The 21,235-nt window shown below is 74.6% G+C and carries 23 protein-coding genes; 12 read left to right on the top strand and 11 right to left on the bottom strand.

The annotated features are described in order from the left end of the window. Window positions 1–70 precede the first annotated feature (70 nt). Window positions 71–631, top strand: coding sequence for a TetR/AcrR family transcriptional regulator (locus tag DMP15_RS25545; protein ID WP_337826547.1), 561 nt, complete (start codon window positions 71–73; stop codon window positions 629–631). A 7-nt stretch (window positions 632–638) separates the two neighbouring features. On the opposite strand, the gene DMP15_RS25540 is transcribed toward DMP15_RS25545, so the two are convergent. From DMP15_RS25540 to DMP15_RS25530, 3 genes are all read right to left on the bottom strand, one after another. After that, window positions 639–1,472, bottom strand: coding sequence for an SCO6745 family protein (locus DMP15_RS25540; protein WP_337826546.1), 834 nt, complete (start codon window positions 1,470–1,472; stop codon window positions 639–641). Window positions 1,473–1,567: 95 nt separating this feature from the next. Further along, window positions 1,568–2,419, bottom strand: coding sequence for an RCC1 domain-containing protein (locus DMP15_RS25535; RefSeq protein ID WP_337826545.1), 852 nt, complete (start codon window positions 2,417–2,419; stop codon window positions 1,568–1,570). A 22-nt stretch (window positions 2,420–2,441) separates the two neighbouring features. Next, window positions 2,442–2,900, bottom strand: a complete 459-nt coding sequence (locus DMP15_RS25530) for a GNAT family N-acetyltransferase (RefSeq protein WP_337826544.1) — start codon at window positions 2,898–2,900, stop codon at window positions 2,442–2,444. Between the two features lie 657 nt (window positions 2,901–3,557). Here DMP15_RS25530 and DMP15_RS25525 point away from each other — a divergent pair. Beyond that, window positions 3,558–4,187, top strand: a complete 630-nt coding sequence (locus tag DMP15_RS25525; protein WP_179761018.1) for a hypothetical protein — start codon at window positions 3,558–3,560, stop codon at window positions 4,185–4,187. Between the two features lie 88 nt (window positions 4,188–4,275). Here DMP15_RS25525 and DMP15_RS25520 read toward each other — a convergent pair whose 3' ends face one another. The 3 genes from DMP15_RS25520 to DMP15_RS25510 form a co-directional block, all read right to left on the bottom strand. Further along, a complete protein-coding gene (locus DMP15_RS25520) occupies window positions 4,276–4,833 on the bottom strand; it encodes a TetR/AcrR family transcriptional regulator (RefSeq protein WP_157818473.1) in 558 nt (185 codons plus the stop codon). A 61-nt stretch (window positions 4,834–4,894) separates the two neighbouring features. Next, window positions 4,895–5,494 (bottom strand): thermonuclease family protein, encoded by a 600-nt coding sequence (locus DMP15_RS25515; protein WP_100879677.1) that lies wholly within the window; start codon window positions 5,492–5,494, stop codon window positions 4,895–4,897. 48 nt (window positions 5,495–5,542) lie between these two features. Continuing rightward, complete coding sequence (locus DMP15_RS25510; RefSeq protein ID WP_157818474.1) at window positions 5,543–5,698, bottom strand: hypothetical protein; 156 nt, start codon at window positions 5,696–5,698, stop codon at window positions 5,543–5,545. 140 nt (window positions 5,699–5,838) lie between these two features. Here DMP15_RS25510 and DMP15_RS25505 point away from each other — a divergent pair, with 140 nt between their 5' ends. Genes DMP15_RS25505 through DMP15_RS25495 form a run of 3 tightly spaced genes read left to right on the top strand, consistent with a single transcriptional unit; the run spans window position 5,839 to window position 7,279 of the window. Then, on the top strand, window positions 5,839–6,330 hold the full coding sequence (locus tag DMP15_RS25505) for a GNAT family N-acetyltransferase (RefSeq protein WP_073577717.1): 492 nt from the start codon (window positions 5,839–5,841) through the stop codon (window positions 6,328–6,330). Continuing rightward, entirely contained in the window at window positions 6,324–6,812 is a 489-nt protein-coding gene (locus tag DMP15_RS25500; RefSeq protein ID WP_073577718.1) for a GNAT family N-acetyltransferase, read from the top strand. Before DMP15_RS25505 ends, DMP15_RS25500 begins: the two co-directional genes overlap by 7 nt. A gap of 47 nt (window positions 6,813–6,859) precedes the next feature. Continuing rightward, on the top strand, window positions 6,860–7,279 hold the full coding sequence (locus DMP15_RS25495; protein WP_208623043.1) for a YunG family protein: 420 nt from the start codon (window positions 6,860–6,862) through the stop codon (window positions 7,277–7,279). A gap of 12 nt (window positions 7,280–7,291) precedes the next feature. Here the strand turns inward: DMP15_RS25495 and DMP15_RS25490 are convergent, their stop codons facing one another. After that, entirely contained in the window at window positions 7,292–8,362 is a 1,071-nt protein-coding gene (locus DMP15_RS25490) for a 3-deoxy-7-phosphoheptulonate synthase (protein ID WP_100879679.1), read from the bottom strand. A 200-nt stretch (window positions 8,363–8,562) separates the two neighbouring features. Between DMP15_RS25490 and DMP15_RS25485 the strand changes: the two genes are divergently transcribed. Further along, window positions 8,563–9,360: a carbon-nitrogen hydrolase family protein gene (locus DMP15_RS25485; RefSeq protein ID WP_100879680.1), complete on the top strand. Its 798-nt coding sequence runs from the start codon at window positions 8,563–8,565 to the stop codon at window positions 9,358–9,360. A gap of 43 nt (window positions 9,361–9,403) precedes the next feature. Here DMP15_RS25485 and DMP15_RS25480 read toward each other — a convergent pair whose 3' ends face one another. From DMP15_RS25480 to DMP15_RS25470, 3 genes are all read right to left on the bottom strand, one after another. Next, window positions 9,404–9,703, bottom strand: a complete 300-nt coding sequence (locus DMP15_RS25480; protein ID WP_062400425.1) for a 4a-hydroxytetrahydrobiopterin dehydratase — start codon at window positions 9,701–9,703, stop codon at window positions 9,404–9,406. Between the two features lie 104 nt (window positions 9,704–9,807). Beyond that, the gene (locus tag DMP15_RS25475) at window positions 9,808–10,734 is read right to left on the bottom strand and encodes an ABC transporter permease (protein WP_100879681.1); all 927 of its coding nucleotides are present in this window, start codon (window positions 10,732–10,734) and stop codon (window positions 9,808–9,810) included. Next, the gene (locus DMP15_RS25470) at window positions 10,731–11,726 is read right to left on the bottom strand and encodes an ABC transporter ATP-binding protein (RefSeq protein WP_379672675.1); all 996 of its coding nucleotides are present in this window, start codon (window positions 11,724–11,726) and stop codon (window positions 10,731–10,733) included. Before DMP15_RS25470 ends, DMP15_RS25475 begins: the two co-directional genes overlap by 4 nt. A 95-nt stretch (window positions 11,727–11,821) precedes the next feature. On the opposite strand from DMP15_RS25470, the gene DMP15_RS25465 reads away from it, so the two are divergent. Beyond that, a complete protein-coding gene (locus DMP15_RS25465) occupies window positions 11,822–12,649 on the top strand; it encodes an NUDIX domain-containing protein (RefSeq protein ID WP_301549114.1) in 828 nt (275 codons plus the stop codon). A gap of 78 nt (window positions 12,650–12,727) precedes the next feature. Beyond that, the gene (locus tag DMP15_RS25460) at window positions 12,728–13,720 is read left to right on the top strand and encodes a type IV toxin-antitoxin system AbiEi family antitoxin domain-containing protein (protein WP_073577724.1); all 993 of its coding nucleotides are present in this window, start codon (window positions 12,728–12,730) and stop codon (window positions 13,718–13,720) included. 255 nt (window positions 13,721–13,975) lie between these two features. Here the strand turns inward: DMP15_RS25460 and DMP15_RS25455 are convergent, their stop codons facing one another. Next, entirely contained in the window at window positions 13,976–14,125 is a 150-nt protein-coding gene (locus tag DMP15_RS25455; protein ID WP_020626377.1) for a hypothetical protein, read from the bottom strand. A 124-nt stretch (window positions 14,126–14,249) separates the two neighbouring features. Between DMP15_RS25455 and typA the strand changes: the two genes are divergently transcribed. From typA to DMP15_RS25435, 4 genes are all read left to right on the top strand, one after another. Continuing rightward, window positions 14,250–16,145 (top strand): translational GTPase TypA, encoded by a 1,896-nt coding sequence (gene typA, locus DMP15_RS25450; protein ID WP_073577807.1) that lies wholly within the window; start codon window positions 14,250–14,252, stop codon window positions 16,143–16,145. Window positions 16,146–16,297: 152 nt separating this feature from the next. Then, on the top strand, window positions 16,298–18,157 hold the full coding sequence (locus DMP15_RS25445) for an ABC transporter family substrate-binding protein (RefSeq protein ID WP_073577725.1): 1,860 nt from the start codon (window positions 16,298–16,300) through the stop codon (window positions 18,155–18,157). A gap of 319 nt (window positions 18,158–18,476) precedes the next feature. Then, window positions 18,477–20,183 carry a peptide ABC transporter substrate-binding protein gene (locus DMP15_RS25440; protein WP_337826543.1) on the top strand — a complete coding sequence of 569 codons (1,707 nt, stop codon included), beginning with the start codon at window positions 18,477–18,479 and terminating at the stop codon, window positions 20,181–20,183. A gap of 79 nt (window positions 20,184–20,262) precedes the next feature. Further along, complete coding sequence (locus tag DMP15_RS25435; protein WP_073577727.1) at window positions 20,263–21,195, top strand: ABC transporter permease; 933 nt, start codon at window positions 20,263–20,265, stop codon at window positions 21,193–21,195. The last annotated feature ends 40 nt before the right edge of the window (window positions 21,196–21,235 follow it).

Raw genomic sequence — 21,235 nt, 5'->3', positions numbered from 1 at the left:
GAGAACGAGCGTTCTCGATCTGCTCCGGTAAGGTAGGGAACGATCGTTCTCGATGTCAAGGAGGTCATCGGTGCCCGCGGCCATCACCGAGGAGCAGGCCCGTCTCGACCGGGACGCCCTGCTGGACGCAGCGGAGCTGCTGTTCTACGAGCGCGGCATCCGGGCCGTCGGGATGGACCAGGTCAGGTCGGCGTCGGGGCTCCCGCTCACGCGGATCTACCGGGACTTCCCGTCCAAGGAGGACCTCGTCGTCGCGGTGCTCCGTCGGCGCGACGAGCGCTGGCGAGGCGACCTGGCGGCGTACGTGACCCGGGTCGGGGGCCCGCGGCAGCGGCTGCTCGCCGTCTTCGACTGGCTGGGGGAGTGGTTCACCCGGCCCGGGTTCCGCGGCTGCGCGTGGATCAACGCCTACGGCGAGCTCGGCAGCACCTCGGAGCCGGTGCTGCGCGAGGTGCGCAGCCACAAGGAGCTGTTCCACCGGCAGCTCGGGGAGTGGGCGTCGGCGGCCGGCGTGGATCCCGTCGAGCCGGTCTGCCTGCTCGCGGAGGGGGCGATGGTGACCGCGGCGATCGGCGGGAGCCCGGATCCGGCGCGGCAGGCGCGGGCGGCGGTGGCGGTGCTGCTGCCCTGACCGGCGGTCACTGCGACCAGGCCGCCGTCATCATCGTGGACAGCGGCTCCAGCTCCGCGACCAGCTCGTCGAGCTCCGCGTCGGACAGGGCCGCGTACGGCGGCGCGGCGAGCTCGTCGGTCAGCGCCTCCACGCGCGCCGTGACCTCCCGGCCCGCGTCGGTGAGCCACCCGTCGTCGTCGACCAGGCCGCGTCGCCGCAGACCGGACATGACATCGGCCAGCCGGGCCGCCGGCAGGTGGTGCACGCGCCCGAACGTCTCCGGCGGGTGGACGCCCATGTCCAGCGCGGACAACAGGTGGGCCTCGGTGCCACCGATCCGCTCGGTGAGCAGGGCGGTGACGTGCCCGTCGCCGCGGTGCTCGCGCAGCGTCGTCGCGGACTGCCACAGCCGGGTCAGCGGGTCGCCGGGGACCTCCAGGGTGCGCATCCCCGCGTACATCACCCGGCCCTCGGTGGGGGCGCTCGTCGCGGCGGTGGTGAGCAGGTCGGCGGCCCGGGCCACGCCGGGCGAACCGGACAGCTCGGCGCCGAGGATCCGGCGCAGCGCCGCGACGCTGCCCCGTCGCCACGCGGCGAAGGACTCCTCCGGCGGGACCGTCGCCCAGGCGCTCGGGATGTGCCGGGCGGCCTCGCCGTCGGCGAAGCTGTAGAACGCCGCGTGCACGACCTCGGCCGGGACCCGGCCGAGCGGCGCGGCCCGGCTCGCGAAGTAGCCGTCCCAGTAGGTGCGGTGGCCGAGCGCGGCCAGCTCCTCGTTCGGCTCGTCGGCGAGGTAGGTGGCCAGGCAGATCGGCTCGGTCAGCCCGAACATGCGGCGTGCGGTGTGTGCGGAGGGCATGACCGGTACGACCGGGAGGGCGTCCGGAAGTGATCGGTCACCCGGGCCGGGTGGTGGACACCGGCCGGCCGACCTCACCTCCCGCGACGGGCTGATCACGCACCCGAGGATCCGCCCGGTGCGGTGACGGCAAGGGTCCAGCCGTCGACATCGCAGCGGCCGCCGGAGCCCTCGCCCGCGGCGACGACGGTCCCGTCGGCCCGCAGCCCGATCGTGTGCGCCGACCCGGCGGCGACGGCCACCACGTCCCGCCAGGTCCCGACGGCGCACTGTCCGAGGTCGTCGTCCCCGGCGGCCACGGCCGTCCCGTCCGCACGCAGCCCCACCGTGTGACCGCTGCCCGCGGACACCGCGACGACGTCGTGCCATCCCGCGACGTCGCCGCCGCCCCGCCCGGTGGTCACGACCGTGCCGTCGGCCCGCAGCCCCACGGTGTGCAGGTATCCGGCGGACACCGCGACCAGGTCGCGCCATCCGCCGACCGCGCACTGGCCGTACCGGTCGTTGCCGGTGGCGACCGCGGTGCCGTCGTCGCACAGCCCGACGGAGTGCCAGTCGCCGCAGCTCAGAGCCCGGACCCCGCGCCACCCGTCGACCGCGCACGCGCCCTCGGCGGCGCGCCCCGCGGCGAGCACGGTGCCGTCGGCGCGCAGCCCCAGCGTGCGGCGCCACCCCGCGGCGACCGCGACGACCCCGTGCCAGCCGGCGACGGCGCACTCGCCGTCGTCGTCGCGACCGGTGGCCAGGACCGTGCCGTCGGCGTGCAGCCCGACGGTGTGCGCGCGGCCGGTGTTGCGGGCGGTGTGGACGTTCCCCACCGCGACGGCGACGACGCCGGTCCAGCCGTCGACGGCGCACTCCCCGGCGCGGCCGTCCCCGACCGCGACGACGGTCCCGTCCGCCCGTAGCCCGGCCGAGTGCCGCCGGCCGGCGGCGAGGACGCCCATGTCGCCATGATCCACGGCCGGTTCAGTCCAGCCGGCCGTGCACGGCGTCGTCGTCGACGGTCACGTCCGCCCCCAGCCCGCGCAGCACCGCGACCGCCGCGGCGTTGGCCGGGCTCGTCTCCGCGACGACCGGGCCGTCGGCGCGTGCCACGAGCATCCGGAGCACCGCCCCGCCGACCCCGCGAGCACGCCACGGCCGGGCCAGCCAGATCCCGGCCTCCTCGCCGCCCTCGACCGGTTCCAGCCGCGCCGCCCCGGCCACCTCCCCGTCGACGACGACGGCCCAGGTCCGCTCCACCGGCACCTGCGCCGCGACCGACCGCTCCCGGTGGAACGCGACGAACGCCGCGCGCCGCGGCGTCGTCCAGCCGGGTGGGCCGGGCACCGGCGGCATCACCTCGAGCGGGTCCGCCCCGGCGGCCGCCGTGTCGCACAACGCCGCCAGCAGGGGCTCGTCGAGGCGTCGCAGTCCGATGTGCACCCGCCCAGGATCGCGGTCATCCGTCCGGTGCGTCACCGGGTTTGCGGCCCGCGGACACCGTCGTGGCCCGCGCTGCGGCAGGTCGACCCGGCGGAGGAGTGATCTGCATCGACAGCGTTACTCCGGACGGACCACGTCGTTGACCATCGTGAGCGACCGCGCCGGCGTGCGACAGTCTGGTGCGAAAGGCTGTCCAGTCCCGTGTGGTGCCGCCGTTCGGCGATCGATACACACCCGACGGCCGCACCCCGCGCGACGAACGGTCGAGTCCCGTCGCGCCGGACGGCCCATTCCCGCAGGTGGCGGCGGGTGTCGGAGAACTACCGGGCGGGTCCGGTGGTGACTCCGGGAGCTAGAGACGCCCGTTCCGTCCCGTCGTTGCGCTGCTGTGATCCACCCCACTTCTCGGCGCCTTTCTGTAACGATCGGCGAGCTGTAGATCTTCCACGGAGAGTAGCTAAACGACACCTGACGGATAGCACTGTGTGTAGTTGATCAGCGGCGAACGGTCGGTTCGGGCGCACCGAAACGGGCATAACGCCGCCCGAACGAGGGGGTGCTCTCGCTTCGGTGATGGGCGTCCGTACGTTCTGCGGCACCGGCCAGTGACGGAGTGTCAGTACGACGGCCGGATCACATCGCCACAGAAGGAGTGCCATGAACGCCCCCGAGACGACCCCCGCCCGTCGTAACGCCCGGCGGATCGCCACCGCCGGCGTCCTGTCCGTCCCGCTGGTCCTGGGCTCGGCCGGAATGGCCTTCGCCGGTGACTACGGCGACGGCGGCAAGCACCACGACAAGGGCGGCGACTGCGCGCCGTCGTCCGCCTCGCAGAAGGGTGGACTGCTCGGCCTCGACGCGGCCGTCGACCCGCAGCTGAACATCGGCGGCATCCTGAACCAGGGTGCGGTCTCCCAGGACACCACCACGCTCGACCGGTCCAACTCCGGCATCGTGCAGAGCGGCTGCGGCGCGGGCGACGCCGTGCAGGTCGACGACCTGGTCGGGCTGGGCCTGGACGTCAGCCCGTCGGCCAACGTCGGCGGCATCCTGAACTCCGGCCCGGTGCAGCAGTCGACCACCACCGTCGACGACTCCAACAGCGGGATCCTGCAGTCCGGCGGCAAGCACGGCGGTGGCGGGCACGCCTCGCAGCGTGGCGGCCTGGTCGACGTCGCGGCCACCGTCAACCCGTCGATCAACATCGGCGGCCTGCTGTCCAGCGGCCCGGTGTCGCAGTCCACCACCACGGTCGACCAGGGCAACTCCGGCATCGTCCAGGGCTGAGCTCCGCGGGACACCCGCGAGGCGCGTACCGCCCGGGCCGCTTGACCCGGCCCGGGCGGTACGGCCGACCGGCCCCTCCGAGCGGAGCTCAGAAGTCCCGGCGGACCAGCATCCGCCACGCCCACCCGGCCGCGACGTCGGGTGGGGGCAGCGGGTCCCGTTCCAGCCAGCTGGCCGCGACCCCGAGCAGCGTCCAGGTCAGGCCGGCGGCGAACACGTCCAGCGGCATGCCGAACGCGTCCTCGGAGACACCCAGCCGCACCGTCGTGTCGGCGACGACCGACTGCATCCGGCGGCGCATCCCGGCCGCTGCGTCCGGCGCCGCGGCACCGCCGAGCGCCTGCCGGTACAGCGGGGCGTGCTCGGCCAGATGGATGAACCAGCGCAGCAGCGCCGCGGGCGGCTCGGGCCCGATGTCGTCCATCGACAGGTCCGACAGGTCCGCTCCGGCGTCCGCCGCCCGGTTGGCGAGCGCGTCGGCCAGCAGCATCTCCTTGTCGGTGTAGTGCTGGTAGAAGCTGCTGCGGTTCACCGACGCGTGCTCCGCGACGTCGGCGATCGTGATCGCCTCGAGGGCGCGCTCCCTGGCCAGCGCGAGCAGCGCGTCCTGGAGACGCCGTCGTGTGCGCACCGCCCGGGGATCCACGCTCACCATTCTGCCGAACGGGTGACACCCGGTTGCGAGGGCCCACCGCGTCGCCGTGCGGTCAGGACGTCCGGTTGCACGGCGGCCCCCACATGCCGGCCCGCCGGTCCTGCGCGATGCGCTGCCCGGCCTCGAAGCCCGGCCGGTAGCGGCCCTGCCCCGGGTCCACCCAGCCCGCGACGAGCGCAGCGTCGGTGTAGGACTGCTGTGTCCCGATCACGAGGTACGCGGGCCACGTCGGGGCGTCCGCCGCCGGAGCGGGCAGCGTCGGGTCCGGCACCAGCGTGACCTCCTGACCGTCGAGGAAATCCTGGGCGAACCGCTGCGCGTCGGCCCGCGCGCACGGCGGCGTCGACGCGGTGTCCACGCCGATCACCGACACCGTCACCGGACGGCCCCCGACGTCCACCACGACCGTCGCCGGGTCCACGACCCGCTGCACCCGCCCGTACAACGTCGGCGGGCCGGTGAGCGGGCCGAGCGCGGCCGTCCCCGGCTCGCCGGCCAGGGCCGGGCTGTCGGACATCCGGCCGATCGTCAGCCCCCCGACGATGCCGAGGGCGACCAGTACCAGCACGGCCAGCATCGCGATCATGCGGCGTGGGCCGGTGGACCAGGCGGACAGGAGCGTCCGGGCGCGGTGGCGCGGTTCGGGCAGCATGACTGGAGTTCGTACCGAATCGGGCGTCCGGTTGCCTGCCGGGCGGGATCAGGGACATCCGGCCGCGGTCCAGGCCGCGGAACAGCCGGTGCCCGCGGAGGCGGGCCCGGCGACCCCGGTCCCGGACAGGGCGAGCGCGAGGACGGCGCCGGCCAGCAGCAGACGGGGTCCGGTGGGGCGGGTGCGGCGGCGCGGCGCGGTCATGCCGGTCGTCTCGCCGGACAGCGGGCCGATGTTGCGCCGTCCGGACCAACCTCATCAGGATTGTCGATCGCCGGACACGCGGCGGGACCGCTCCGGGACGCTGCTAGGTTCGGCGCCTCCGTCCGTCCGGGAGGCCATGCGTGATCACCGTCCGGGAGCTGGGGCCCGACGACTGGGAGACCTGGCGCGACCTGCGCCTCGCCGCCCTGGCCGAGGCGCCCGACGCGTTCCACAGCCGGCTCACCGACTGGCTCGGCGCGGGGGAGCGGGAGTGGCGTGACCGGCTGGCCGCGCCCGGCCGGTACCTGGTGGTCGAGGTCGGCGGCCGCCCCGCCGGTCAGGTCGTGGCCGTCCCGCCGGACGGCGACGGCGTCGCCGACCTCATCGCCCTGTGGGTCGCCCCGCACGCACGCGGGGACGGCGCCGCGACCGCACTCGTCGACGCGGTCCTCGACCGCGCCGCCGGGTGGGGCGCGCGGACGCTGGCACTGCACGTGGTGATCGGCAACGACCGCGCCGCGGCGTTCTACCGGCGGCTCGGGTTCGTCGACCGCGGCGTCGTCGAGCGGCCCGACGGCATCAGCGAGACGCGGATGGACCGGCCCGTCGGCCGTCCGGCCCCGCGGTGCTGACCGTCCGGCCCGCCACACCCTCGGACGACCCCGGGCTGACCCGGATCGACGCCCTGACCTGGACCGCGGAGGTCAGCCCGGCCCCGCCGCGGCCCGAGCCGTTCCTCGACCGGACAGCGGTCGGGGACGTTCTCGTCGCCGACGACGACGGCGCCGTGGCCGGGTATGTGATCGTCGGGGCCGCTCCGCCCGCGGTCACGGCGCACGACCACGTCCGCTGCATCGGAGGTCTGGCGGTGCACCCCGGGCACACCGGCCGCGGCGTCGGCCGCGCGCTGGTCGACGCCGCGGTGGCCCGCGCCCGCGAGAGCGGCGGCCGCAAGGTCACGCTGCGGGTCCTCGGCCCGAACACCCGGGCCCGGGAGCTGTACCGCCGCTGCGGCTTCGTCGAGGAGGGGGTGCTGCGCGCCGAGTTCGTGATCGACGGGGTCGCCGTCGACGACGTCCTGATGGCCAGGCACCTCGCTCCGCCGGTCGGCTGACCTGCGGCGGCGCGGAACTGTCGGGGGTCGGTCGTAGCGTCGGAGCCATGACCAGCGCCCTGCCGTCGCCCCCGGCCTCGCCACCCGTCCCGGCCCGGGTGGCGGCCGCGCTGCGCGCCTCCTGGAGCCGCGACACCTGCGACGTCGCGGACGTCACCGACTGGACCCCGGACCGTCCGTCGCGGGGCCAGTGCGGGGCGACGGCACTGGTCCTGCACGACCTGTTCGGCGGTGACCTGCTGCTGGCCGAGGTGTGGCAGGCCGACGGCCGCCTGCAGGGCTACCACTGGTGGAACCGGCTGCCCGGCGGCGCCGAGGTGGACCTCACCCGGGACCAGTTCGCCACGGGGGAGACGGTCCACCCGCCCCGGGTGGTCGTGCGCCCGGAGGGCCCGCCGCGGCGCTGCCGCGCGCAGTACGAGCTGCTGCGCCGGCGGGTCCTCGATCGGCTGGACGGCCCGGGGTGAGCGGCCCGGGGCTCAGCGGCGGCCGCGGCGCACGGCGTCGGCGAGCGTGCCCAGGAGCTCGTCGGTGGTGCCCCAGGACATGCAGGCGTCGGTCACCGAGCGGCCGCGGACCATGTCCGGGCCCAGCTCCTGGCGTCCCGCCTCCAGGAAGCTCTCCATCATCAGCCCGGTGACGGCCCGCTCGCCGGTCGCGATCCGCTCGGCCAGCTCCGCGACGACGCCGGCCTGCCGCACGTGGTCCTTGCCGCTGTTGCCGTGGCTGGCGTCGACGACGACCCGCTCCGGCAGGCCCGCCGCACGCAGCCCGTCGGCGGTCGCGGCGACGTCGGCGGCCGAGTAGTTGGGGGTGGCCCCGCCGCGCAGGATGACGTGGGTGTCCGGGTTGCCGGTGGTGGTGACCAGGCCGGCGAGCCCGTCGGCGTTCACCCCCATGAACACGTGCGACGCCGCGGCCGCGCGCATCCCGTCGATCGCGGCGCGGATGTCGCCGTCGGTGGCGTTCTTGATCCCGACCGGCATCGACAGGCCGCTGACCAGCTGGCGGTGCACCTGGCTCTCCGCGGTGCGGGCGCCGATCGAGCCCCAGGTGACCACGTCGGCGATGTACTGCGGGGTGATCGGGTCGAGGAACTCGCAGCCGACCGGCAGCCCGAGCGCGGAGATGTCGAGCAGCAGCGTGCGCGCGGTGCGCAGTCCGCGGTTCACGTCGAAGGTGCCGTCCAGGCCCGGGTCGTTGATCAGGCCCTTCCAGCCGACGGTCGTGCGCGGCTTCTCGAAGTAGGTACGCATGACCACGCACAGCTCACCGGACAGCTCCTCGGCCCGGGCGGCGAGGCGGTGGGCGTAGTCCAGGGCGGCGTCCGGGTCGTGCACCGAGCACGGCCCGACGACGACGAGCAGGCGGTCGTCGTCGCCGTCGAGGATGTCGGTGACCGCGGCGCGGCCGCGGGTGACGGTCTCGGCGACCCGGGGGTCGCAGGGCAGGTCGTGCCGCAGCAGTGCGGGCGAGATCAGCGGGCTGATCCGCTCGATGCGGCGGTCGTCGGTCGGGGCGACCTGCAGGGGGGTGGTGCTCGCACTCATCGGAGACGGTGGTCCTTACCCGGCGGACCGCCCCGGATCACCTCGACCGAGCCGGTCTGGAATGCCGGCTCGAGGGGATGGAGGTCAGCGCGCTACGGCACCTGCCAGCCCATCCCGGGCCGGCCGGCGAAACCAGTAGTACGCGTTCAGCACGCACCGACCGTACCCCACGCCGGCGGCAGGCGTGGTACCACCGGCACATGCGGATCGCCCTCGCCCAGATCGTGTCCACCCCGGATCCCGAGGAGAACCTCGCCGAGGTGGAGCGCCGCACCCGCGCGGCCGCCGACGCAGGCGCGCAGCTCGTGCTGTTCCCCGAGGCCACCATGTGCTGCTTCGGGGTCGCGCTCGGCCCGGTCGCGCAGCCGCTGGACGGACCGTGGGCGACGCGGGTCCGCGAGGTCGCCGCGGCGGCCGGGACCACCGTCGTCGCGGGGATGTTCACCCCGTCCGGGGACGGCCGGGTCCGCAACACTCTGCTCGCCACCGGCGGCGGTGTGGACACCCACTACGACAAGATCCACATGTTCGACGCGTTCGGCTTCGCCGAGTCCGACACCGTCGAGCCCGGCACCGAGCCGGTCGTGGTCGGGGTGGGCGGTGACGAGCCGGTCACGGTCGGCCTGTCCACCTGCTACGACGTGCGCTTCCCCGGTCTGTACCAGCGCCTCGCCGACAGCGGCGCCACCGTGCTGCTGGTACCCGCCTCCTGGGGCGCGGGCCCGGGCAAGCGCGAGCAGTGGGAGCTGCTGGTGCGGGCCCGTGCGCTCGACACCGGCTCGTTCGTCGTCGCGTGCGACCAGGCCGACCCGACGACGGTCGGCCGCGAGCACGGCAAGGCGCCGACCGGGATCGGGTACAGCCTGGTCGCCGGCCCGCGCGGCGAGGTCGTCGACGCACTCGGCGCCGAGCCCGGGCTGCTCGTGGTCGACGTGGACCCGGCGGCGGCCACGACCGTGCGCGAGCAGATCCCGGTGCTGGCCAACCGGCGGTTCTGAGCGGCGTCCGCCCGTTCCCGGAGCGGCGGCCGCCCGGGGCGGCTCAGCCGCCCGCGGTGCTGAGCCGGTCGGAGATCTGCGCGGCGAGGTCGACGTCCTTCGCGGTCAGTCCGCCCTCGGAGTGCGTGGACAGCCGGAACGTCAGCGTGGCGTAGCGGATGTCGATGTCCGGGTGGTGGTCGGCGGCCTCGGCGTCCTCGGCGACCCGGTCCACCACCGCGATCGCGGCCTCGAAGTCGGGCAGGGTGGCGGTGCGGACGATGGAGTCGCCGTCGCGGTCCCAACCGGGCAGCTTCTGCAGGGCGTCGGCGATCTCGGCGTCGGTGAGCGTCGGGGTGGGCATCGCCCCATCGTGGCGCAGACGGCGCACCCCGTCGCGGTGGAGGGTGTCCGAATCCTCCCGGTGGAGCAGCCCGCTCCGGTGGAGCGGCGACCGGCCGGGAGCGCTCATCCGTCGCGGCGGGTCAGGGCGAAGACCACGGCACCCGCCCCGGCGACGGCGAAGCCGGCCGCCCGCGCCGTGGTCGCCCACAGGGCCGACGGGTCGGCGGGCACCGCGAGGATCCCGGCCAGGACCTCGTGCCAGTGCCCGGACGGCAGGACCGGAGCGATCGGCTCCCACAGCACGGTCGCCAGCGGCGCGACGGTCAGCGCGGCCAGACCGGTCGCGACCACCCCGGCGGGTCGCCGGACCAGCGCCGACATCGCCAGCAGCAGCATCCCGAGCCCGCACAGCTGCACCGCGGCCCAGCCGGTGAGCACCAGGGCCCGGGCCACGGTGGCGCCCACCCCGAACGGGCCGGCACCCAGGGCGAGGCCGCCGCAGACCAGGGCGGAGACGACCGTCGTCGCCGCGGCGAGCAGCGAGGTCACCGCGACCGCGGCGGCCTTGAGCCCGAGCAGCCGTCCCGGGCCGACGGGGGACAACCGCAACGCGTCGAGGGTGCCGCGGGCACGCTCCGCGGCGAACGCGTCGGCCGCCACGAGCACCACGGGCATCCCGAGCGCGAACGCCGCGGGTTCGGACAGCGCGACCGTCAGGGTCCCGAGTGCGAAGGACAGGCGGCCGGCGTCGGTGGCGAGCGCGATCGTCGCCAGCAGCGGCACCAGTGCGACCGCCGCGAGGACGACCGCGGTGCGCGGACGCAGCAGCGCCAGCTCCAGCTCCGAGCGGAGCAGCCGGCCGAAGGGCGCCGAGGTGGGGCGGCGTGCCGTCGGGCCGGAGCGCGGGCGGGTGGAGCCCGCGGACCGCACCCGCGCCGGTGCCTCCGAGGGAGACGGCCCGGTCCGGGGGAGGGGGGCGGCGGCCCAGTCGTCGTCGGGCCGGGGAGCCGCGGTGCCCCGGGTGTGCTCGGGACGCACGCCCGCGCTCACCGTCCCGCTCCGTACCCGGCACCCGCCGGGGCCGGTTCCCCGGTGAGCCGGGCGAAGAATTCCTCCAGCCGGGCGGCGGGCCGGGTCACCCCGTGCACGGCGACACCCGCGTGCACCAGCGTCGCGACGACGTCCGGCGCGGCGGGCCCGGCCGGCACGAACACCCGGTCCCGGGCTCCCGGCTCGGCGTCGATGCCCCGGGCCAGCAGGGCCGCGACGGCGCGCTCGCCGTCCGGCGTCGTCACCACCAGCGCCGACGGGCCGGAGTCGACGAGCTCGTCGAGCGGGCCGGCGCACAGCAGGCGCCCGGCCCGGAGCACCGCGACGTGGCTGCAGGTCGCCTCGATCTCCCCGAGCAGGTGCGAGCTGACGATCACCGTCGCGCCCGCGGCGTTCATCTCAGCGATCAGCCTGCGCACCTCGCGGGTCCCCGCCGGGTCCAGCCCGTCGGTCGGCTCGTCGAGCACGACCAGACGTCGCCGGGTCAGCAGCGGCACGGCCAGACCGAGGCGCCGCCGCATCCCCGAGGAGTACTCACCGGCACGGCGGTCGGCCGCCTCGGCGAGCCCGACCCGGCGCAGCACGGCGTCGACGGCGGCCGGGATCCGTGCCGAGTCCAGCAGCGGTTCGGCGGCCGCGGCCCGCAGGAGGTTCTGCCGGCCGGTGCGGTGCGGGTGCAATGCGGGCGCGTCGACCAGGGCTCCGACGTGCGGCAGCACCTCCGACGCGCGGTACGGCAGCCGCCGTCCGAGCAGCTCGACGTCGCCGTCGGTGGGGGCGAGCAGCCCGAGCAGCATCCGCATGAGCGTCGTCTTGCCCGCGCCGTTGGGGCCGAGCAGCCCGAGGACTGCGCCCATCGGCACGTCGAGGTCCACCCCGTCGACCGCGCGCACCGCGCCGAAACCGCGGGACAGGCCGATCGCGCGCACGGCCGGTGGGCGGGGCGCGGCGGTCGGCTCGGGGGAGTCGGCGGGGGCGGACGTCCGGTACACGGGATCCAGCGTGACCGTGCAGCGCCGCGAGCGGGCCGTTTCGGCGAGATCGGTCGGCCCGGCCGGGTGCGGGTACGGCTGCGAGGATCAGCGGTGTGCCGGTGCTGAGCCTGGACCATCATGTGGACGGACCGCCCCGACTCGTCGCGGGGGTGCTGCGTGAATCCGCCCCCTCGGCCCGCGCGGTCGCGCGGGTGGGCGCCCGGTTCACCGCACCGTCGGCGCTGCTCGTGGCCGGGGACGAGATCCGGGTCGCGCTGCCCGGCGGGTTCCCGGCCTGCCGGACCCGGATCACCCGCGCCGGGGCCGACGGGTTGTGGTCGGAGCTGGCGGCGGGTCCGGCGGCGGTGCTGCGGCACTCGACCCGGGTCACGCCCGCGGACGGCGGCTGCAGTCATGTCCACGACGAGCTCACCTGGGAGCCGCCCCTCGGTGCGCTCGGCCGCCTCTCCGACCCGGTGCTGCGCCACTACGGGGCGCGGCTGCTCCGGGCCCGCCGTGACGTGCTCGCCGAGCGGGTCGCGGAGCTGGGCCGGGCCGGGGTGGTCGTGGGAGCGGCGATCGTCCGCGACGGCAGGCTGCTCGTCGCCCAGCGCTCCTACCCGGCCGAGCTGGCGGGACGCTGGGAGCTGCCCGGCGGCGGCGTCGAGGACGGCGAGAGCGAGCAGCAGGCGCTGGTCCGGGAGTGCGCCGAGGAGCTGGGCGCCCGGGTGGTGGTCGGGGAGCGGCTGGGCACCGACCTGCCGATCGGGCGACGCGTGCTGCGGATCCACACCGCCCGGGCGGCGGCCGGCTCCCCGGAGCCGGAGGCCCGCGAGCACCGGGCGCTGCGCTGGGTGGGGCCGCACGAGGTGGCGGCCCTGGGCTGGCTCGACGCCGACCGGGCCGTCGTCGCCGAGCTGGTGGATCTGCTGCGGACCTGACGCGCGGTCCCCGGTGCCGGAACGACGATCACCGCCGGGTCGGCGGAACCGATCCGGGCCGGGCGTCGTCCAAGCCGCATGAACCGGAACACCACCGCCTCCGTCCCGTCCGTCCTCCCGGCCGCCGCGCACGGGGCGGCCCGCCGCCGCACGTCGCGCGGCACCGACCCGCTCGCCCGGCTCGTCGCCGCGCAGGACGGCCTGGTCACCCGGGCTCAGGCGCTGGCCCACGGCCTGTCCACCGACCAGGTCGACCGCAGGCTCGCCGCACGGCGCTGGATCCCCGTGCACCCCCGCGTGTACCGGCACACCGCCCACCCGCCGAGCGAGCGGTCCCGGGTCCGCGCCGCCGCACTCTGGGCGGGGGAGGACGCCGTGCTGACCGGGGCCGCCGCGGCCTGGTGGTGGGGGCTGCTCCCGTCCGCACCCGCGGTCGTCACGGTCACCGTGCCGCGCCGGCGGGCTCCGCGGTCGCGGGCGGGGGTCCTCGTCCGGCGCCGGGACCTGGACCTGCGCGACGTCGTCACCCACGACGGTGCGGTCGTCGCCCGGCCCGCGGCGGCGGTGCTGGAGGCCGCGGCCGACCCGTCGGTACCCGGGGAGGCGCTGCTCGACCACGTGCTCACCACGGGCTCCGTCGGCGCGGCCGAACTGGTCGAGGCACACGCCCGCAGCCTCGGTGCGCACGGGTCGGCCCCGGTCGGCCGGATGCTGGCCGGGGCGTCGCGCCGGGTCGCCGTCCGGGCCCGGCACGGGCTGCGGGCGCTGCTCGCCCGGAGGGGGGTGCGGGCCTGGCGCACCGACGTCACCGTGGCCGGGGTGCTGCTCGACCTCGCGTTCCCCGCGGCCCGGCTGGCGGTCGAGGTGCACGACCCGGTCGACTCCGGGACCGGCGCCGACGGCTGCGGCCCCGCGTGGCGGCGGGCGGTGCTGCGTCGGCACGGATGGCGGACGCTCGTCGTCGAACCGGCGGAGCTCCGGTGCCCCGACGAGCTCCTGGACCGCCTCCGCGAAGCCGTGACCGGGCACCCGGCGGGGCCCGGCGGTACCGCGGGGCGGGCCGCGGGGTGAACGATCGGCGAACGCCACCACACACGGTGTCACCGGACCACTCGGACGACTGTGATTCCGGCCATGCCGGCACCGCGCACCGGACGCGTCGTCGCAGCGCACGGGGTGATCATGAAGGCCGGTCCGGGGTCCGGGCGCACGACGACCCGGACCTGCCGGACGACGTCGACCGGCCTGCCGCCGCCCTACCGGACAGGCGGTGCGCACGCAACCCGAAGCGCGACGTCGTCGCAGGTCAGCGGGTCATACGTCCGTTCAGTAGATGCGCGCGATCTTGATCGCGCGGGTGAGTGCCTTGCCGCTCAGATCGTCCGCACCCGCCTTGCGCAGCCGCAGTGCGACGACCGGACAGCTCTTGCACCGCTTCGGCTTGGACCGGCAGCACTTCTTCTTGACCTTGCCCATGATGAGGTCAGGCTAACCTGCGCCCGGGGCAGGGTGAAGGGCTTGCAGCGGATACCGTTGAGGTGTGACCATCCCTCGTTCCGCCTCGGCCCTCGACGCTCGTTCCTCGCTCGAGAGCGACGCCGTGCCCGATCGGGCCGGCCGACCCGAGCTGCGCAACGTCGCGATCGTCGCGCACGTCGACCACGGCAAGACCACGCTCGTCGACGCGATGCTCCGCCAGTCCGGTGCCTTCGCCGAGCGCGCCGAGCTCGTCGACCGGGTCATGGACTCCAACGACCTGGAGCGCGAGAAGGGCATCACGATCCTCGCCAAGCACACGGCGGTGAACTGGCACGGCACGACGATCAACGTCGTCGACACCCCCGGCCACGCCGACTTCGGCGGCGAGGTCGAGCGCGGCCTGTCCATGGTCGACGGCGTGGTGCTGCTCGTCGACGCCTCCGAGGGCCCGCTGCCGCAGACCCGCTTCGTGCTCCGCAAGACCCTGACCGCCGGCCTGCCCGTCATGCTCGTGGTCAACAAGACCGACCGCGGCGACGCCCGGATCGCCGAGGTCGTCGACGAGTCCCTCGAGCTGCTGCTCGAGCTGGCCGACGAGCTGGAGCTCGACGAGTCGGTCACCGCCCACCTGCTCGACCTCCCGGTCGTCTACGCGTCCGGCCGCGCCGGCAAGGCCTCGCGGATCCGTCCGGCCGACGGTGAGCTCCCGGACTCCGACGACCTCGAGCCGCTCATCGAGACCCTGCTCGACGTCGTCCCGCCGCCCGCCGACGACGTCGACGCCCCGCTGCAGGCGCACGTCACGAACCTCGACGCGTCCAGCTTCCTGGGCCGTATCGCGCTGTGCCGGGTCCGTGCCGGCGTGCTGCGCCGCGGCCAGCAGGTCGCCTGGTGCCGCGAGGACGGGACCACGCCGCGGGTGAAGATCACCGAGCTGCTGCGTACCGAGGCGCTGACCCGCGTCCCCGCCGACGAGGCGCGCGCCGGTGACCTGGTCGCCGTCGCGGGCATCGCCGAGGTCACCATCGGCGACACCCTCGCCGACCCGGAGTCCCCGGTCGCGCTGCCGCGCATCCACGTCGACGAGCCCGCCATCTCGATGACGATCGGCACCAACACCTCGCCGCTTGCCGGCCGCGACCCGCACCCGGGCAAGAAGCTGACCGCCCGCCTGGTGAAGGGCCGGCTCGACGCCGAGCTGGTCGGCAACGTGTCCATCCGCGTGCTGCCGACCGAGCGCCCCGACGCCTGGGAGGTCCAGGGCCGCGGTGAGCTCGCGCTGGCGATCCTGGTCGAGACCATGCGCCGCGAGGGCTTCGAGCTCACCGTCGGCCGCCCGCAGGTGGTCACCAGGACCGTCGACGGCACGCTGCACGAGCCGTTCGAGCAGCTGTCGGTGGACGTGCCCGAGGACAGCCTCGGTGCCGTCACCCAGCTGCTTGCCGCCCGCAAGGGCGAGATGGGCGACATGGTGCACGGCGAGGGCCGGGTCCGGATGGAGTTCCGCGTCCCGTCCCGCGGCCTGATCGGCTTCCGCACCGAGTTCCTGACGATCACCCGCGGCGCGGGCATCGCCAGCCACGTCTTCGACGGCTACGGCCCCTGGGTCGGCGAGATCCGGACCCGGAACAAGGGCTCGCTGATCTCGGACCGTTCCGGGCCGGTCACCCCGTACGCGATCGACCAGCTCGCCGACCGCGGCACGCTGTTCGTCGGGCCGACCACGCTGGTCTACGGCGGGATGGTCGTCGGGGAGTACACCCGCAACGAGGACCTCGAGGTCAACATCACCCGCGAGAAGAAGCTGACCAACATCCGCTCGTCGACCTCCGACGTGCTGGTCAAGCTGATCCCGCCGACGATCCTGAGCCTCGAGCAGTCGCTGGAGTTCTGCGCGACCGACGAGTGTGTCGAGATCACCCCGGAGAACGTCCGGATCCGCAAGATCGAGCTGGACCCGAACCTGCGGGCCCGCGCCCGGTCCCGCGCGAAGGCCGCGGCCAACGCCACGAAGTGACCCGCACGGCCCGTGCGCTGCGGTGGTGCGCATCGGTGAGCAGAGCACGGCCTCACCGACATCCGGCCCCGCTGCGTATCGGTGAGCAGAGCGGAGGCGCCCGCCGGACCCCGTCCGGCGGGCGTGCCCGCCCCGGTGGGGATACTGCGGACGTGAGAGCACGTCGACGCTTCCGGGCGCTCCCGGCGCTCCTGCTGGTCGCCCTGCTGGCGCTGACGGGCTGCGCGGCGGACCCGCAGCCGGCGCCCCCGCCGGAGACGAACCGCCCGACCGAGCCGGTCACCGCCCCCACCCGGGTGGTGGTCGGCGTCGACGACCTCGGGCCCGGGTTCAACCCGCACCTGCGGTCGGACCAGTCGGCAGTCACCACGGCGATCGCGTCGATGACGCTGCCGTCGGTGTTCCGGCCCGACGACCGCGGTGTGCCGCAGCTCGACACGACCGTCGCCACGTCCGCGACGGTCACCTCGCAGAGCCCGTTCACCGTCAGCTACGAGCTCAACCGCGACGCCGGGTGGTCCACCGGCGCCCCGATCGCCGCCGAGGACTTCGTCTACCTCTGGCAGCAGATGCGCAGCCGGCCCAACACGATCGGTGCCGCGGGCTACCGCGAGATCACCGACGTGCGCTCGCGTGCCGCGGGCAAGGCCGTCGACGTCGTGTTCCGCGAGCCCTACCCGCACTGGCGGGAGCTGTTCGGCAACCTGCTGCCCGCGCACCTGCTCAAGGATGCGCCGGGCGGCTGGACCGCCCCGTTCGCGGGTGGGGTGCCCGCCTCGGGCGGCCCGTTCCGGCTGATGCAGGTCGACCGCCTCCGCGGCGAGGTCCTGCTCGCCCGCAACGACCCGTACTGGGCGACCGCCGCGGTGGTCGACGAGATCATCCTGCGCCGCATCCCGGCGAACACCCTGCCGACGGCGCTGGAGAGCCAGGGCGTCGACCTCGCCCTGCCCGACGCCCGGCCGGAGATCACCCAGGCCCTCGACGTCCTGGCCCGGAGCCCCGAGCCGCCGACGGTGCAGAGCGGGCCGCGCCCGGCCGTCGAGCAGCTGGAGTTCCGCACCACCGACGGCCCCCTGGCCGACCCCCGGGTCCGCGAGGGCATCGCGGCGCTGCTGGACCGCGACGCGATCCGCGAGCGCGTCAACCCCGACGCCGTAGCCGTGAACGCCTTCGGCGCCGCCCCGTCGGACCCCGGTTACGCGCCGACCGCTCCCGCCGGCGCCCCCGGCCGACCCGATGCGGCGGCCGCCGCGGCCGCGTTCACCGAGGCGGGCTACGTCCGTGGTCAGGACGGCCGGTGGACCCTCGGCGGGCGCCCGCTCGGCGTGGTCATCGGCGCCGGGGCCGAGCGGACCGAGGACGTGGACGTCGCCCGCGTCGTGGCCGAGCAGCTCAAGGCCGGCGGCATCGGCGCCACGATCGTCGCCCCGTCGGCACCGGACCTGCTGACCGAGCCGAGCGTCGCCCCGACGACGCCGACCCCGACCACCACTCCCGCCCCGGCTGCGGGCCCGGTGCCCGGCGGCAGCGCCGCACCGGTCACTACGCCCCCGGCGGCCCCGACCACGACGACCGCCGCCCCGACGACGTCCGGTTCCCCCGACTCCGGGACCCCGGTCGCCGTCGACGTGCTCGTCGCACCCCGTGCCGCCTACGGCGCGGTCGGGCCGCGACTGGACTCCGACTACGGCTGCCCCGCGGACGCGGTGCCCGGCGAGCTGCCGGGCGTGGCCTGCTTCCCCGCGCTGCAGCCGCTGCTCGACGAGCTGCTGGTCGCCGAGAGCCCGGACCCGGCCGTCGTCGCCGAGGCCGAGCGGGTGCTGTGGCGCCAGCTGCCCGCGCTGCCGCTGTACCAGGCGCAGGGTCTGGTCATCAGCAACCCGCAGACCGACGCGGCCACCCGGGTCACGCCCGGCCCGATCGCGACCGGCCCGATGTCGGGCGCCCGGACCTGGGCCGAGCCGGAGGGCTCGGGCGAGCGCCCGACCGGCGACGACGACCCGAACTGACACCGTCGGACGCGTCCGTTCGGACGCACTCCGCTGCTGCACGGTGACGGCGAGTGGTACGTAAGTACCAACTGTGTTTCGGCATGCATCGAGGGCTGTGCGACGCAACGGTCCCGTTGTTACTGTCCGGTTCGGCTGCGAGCCCGTTACGCCGTTCACTGGTCACCGTTTCGCCACGACCGGCGTCGGACCTCGCTGCTGGAGAGCCGCGATTCCTAGCGTGCCTCCCGACGGGCCCCGGCACACATCCGGTGGTCCGTCGCGTCCCGGACGGGTGCGACAACGGCGTGCACCCACGACATCTCGAGAGGCACGGCAGATGAGGGGAAGAAGGGCGGCCGCCTCGGCCATCGCCCTGACCGCGGTCGTGGGGCTCGTCCTCACCGGCTGCAGCCAGCAGAGCAACACGGGGGCCTCGGGGGGTGCGGCCCAGGCCGGGCAGGGGTTCCCGGAGACGCCGGACCCGGAACAGGTCCCGGGCAAGCCCGGCGGGGTGTTCCGCATGGGGCTCACCGAGCCGACGGCGATCGACCCGTACAACGTCCAGGAGTCCGAGGGTGCCCTGGTCGCCAAGCAGCTCTTCACCGGTCTGGTCCAGGTCCGGCCCAACGGTGACGAGTACCCCGGTGTCGCCGATACCTGGACCTCGAACGACAACTGCACGCAGTGGACGTTCAATCTCAAGCCGGGCCAGAAGTTCTCCGACGGCACCCCGCTGACCTCCGCTGACTTCAAGCGCGGCTGGGAGCGGACCACGGCGAAGGCCTCCGCATCGGAGGTGGCCTACCACCTGAACCAGGTGCAGGGCTACGAGCAGATGCAGGCGGGGACGGCGACCACCCTGTCCGGGGTGAACGCCACGAACCCGAACACGTTGGCCGTCGCGCTGTCCGAGCCGAACTGCGAGTTCGAGCTGCGGACAGCACACCCGGCGCTGTCTCCGGTCCCGGCCTCGGCCGGTGCGGCGGACAACACCACCTACAACGACCTGCCGCTGGGCAACGGCCCGTTCCGGATGGACGGCCCGTGGCAGCACGACCGCGGCATCAAGCTGGTCCGCAACGACAACTACACGGCGGGCCCGAAAGCGAACCTCGACGCCGTCGAGATCACCATCACCCCGGCCGACACCGGTGCCGACGCCGAGTACAACGGCTTCCGTAACGGCCAGTTCGACTGGGCCCGGATGCCCACCCCGGTCCAGTCACAGGCCCGTGACGAGTTCGACCCGCAGGGCAAGTGGATCTCCAAGAAGACCGCGGGCATCAACTACCTGTCGGTCCAGGTCACCAAGCCGCCGATGAACTCGGTCGCTGCGCGCAAGGCGGTCTCGATGGCCATCGACCGCGCCGCGATCACCGCAGGCGTCTTCCAGGGCGGGCAGGCCCCGGCCACCGCGATCGTGCCGCCGTCGTTCCCGCAGGCCTACCAGGAGGGTGTCTGCGACGCGTGCACCTTCAACCCGGACGAGGCCAAGCGCCTCGCCCAGGAGGCCGGCTTCCAGCCCGGTACCGAGCTGAACTTCCAGTTCAACACCGGTGGCGGCCACGAGGAGTGGACCGCGGCGGTCCGCCAGCAGATCGAGCAGAACCTCGGCATCAAGGTCAACTACTCGGGCGTGCCGTTCCGCGACCTGCTGGACAACCAGCAGGCGCCGGACGCGACAGGCATCTACCGGTCGGCCTGGGGCGCGGACTACCCGACGCCGGCCAACTTCCTCGGGCCGCTGCTCGACACCACGTCCATCGGTGCGGCATCGCCGACCGAACCTGCATTGGGCAACAACCGCGGCCGCTACTCCAACCCGGAGTTCGACCAGCTGCTCGCCCGTGCCGCGGCCACCAAGGACGAGGCCCAGCGCGACGACCTGTACAAGCAGGCCGAGCAGATCGCGATCGGTCGCGACCTGGCCATCATTCCGATGTTCCAGCGCCAGCAGTACCGGCTGGCGGCGACCGACCGGTTCGGCAACGTCGGCATGGACTTCTTCGAGAACCCGACGCTGGACACCATCACCCTGAAGTGACCGCCCGTCCGCGCACCTGCTCCCGTGACCCGGGAGCGGGTGCGCGGACGCGGTCCGCACCCGACGGGAAAGCCACCACATGGGCCGCTTCATCCTGCGGCGCGTACTCCAGGGACTCCTGGTCGTCGTCGTCGCCGCATTCCTGATCTTCCTGGCCACTTTCGCGCTCGGCGACCCGTTCGCCTCTTCCGGGGAGAAGGCGGTCCCGCCCGAGATCGCCGCCCTCAATCGTGCGAAGTTCGGGATGGACCAGCCGCTGCTGATCCAGTTCGTCAACTACCTCGGCAACCTCGCGATCGGCGACATGGGCGTCGACTTCGACCAGCGACGGCCGGTCAGCGAGCTGATCCTCGACGTCCTGCCGAACACGATCGTGCTCGGCCTGGTCGCGGTGCTCTTCCTGATCCTGTTCGGGGTCAGCGCGGGCATCCTCGCCGCCGTCCGCCGCTACTCGTTCTGGGACGCCTTCGTCACCGTCCTCACCACGGTCATGATCGGCATCCCGGTTTTCGTGCTGGCGATCTTCCTCGTCGCGAACGTGTCCGGCGTAGGACCGTTCCCGCCGGTGCCGCGTAGCTTCACCGTCGAGGTGCCCTGGTACTTCGACGTGCTGCTGCCCGCGTTCACGCTTGCCGTGATCGAGGCGGCGTTCGTCGCACGGCTGATGCGCGGATCGATGCTGGAGGTGCTGCGCGCGGACTACGTCCGGACCGCACGCGCCAAGGGGCTGCCCGAACGGACGGTCATCGGCCGCCACGCGGTGCGCAACTCACTGCTGCCCGTAGTCACCTTCGTCGGCCTCACACTCGGGTCCTACGTCGGCGGCGCCATCATCACCGAGACCGTCTTCCAGTACAACGGCGTCGGCTACCTGCTCTCCCGGGCGATCACGACGAACAACGCGCCGATCATCACGGCCGTGGTCATCTACACGGTTGTCGCCTACGTGCTGCTGAGCATGGTCGTCGACGTCCTCTACGCCTACCTCGACCCGCGGATCCGGCTGAACTGACGCGCACCGCGCTCGTCCCGGCCCACGTCCCGACACCTCG

The sequence above is a fragment of the Pseudonocardia sp. UM4_GMWB1 genome, from assembly GCF_017312155.1.
Taxonomy (GTDB): Bacteria; Actinomycetota; Actinomycetes; order Mycobacteriales; family Pseudonocardiaceae; genus Pseudonocardia; species Pseudonocardia alni.
The sequence above is the reverse complement of the archived record's forward strand: the minus strand, read 5'-3'. Positions and strand labels throughout refer to the sequence as shown.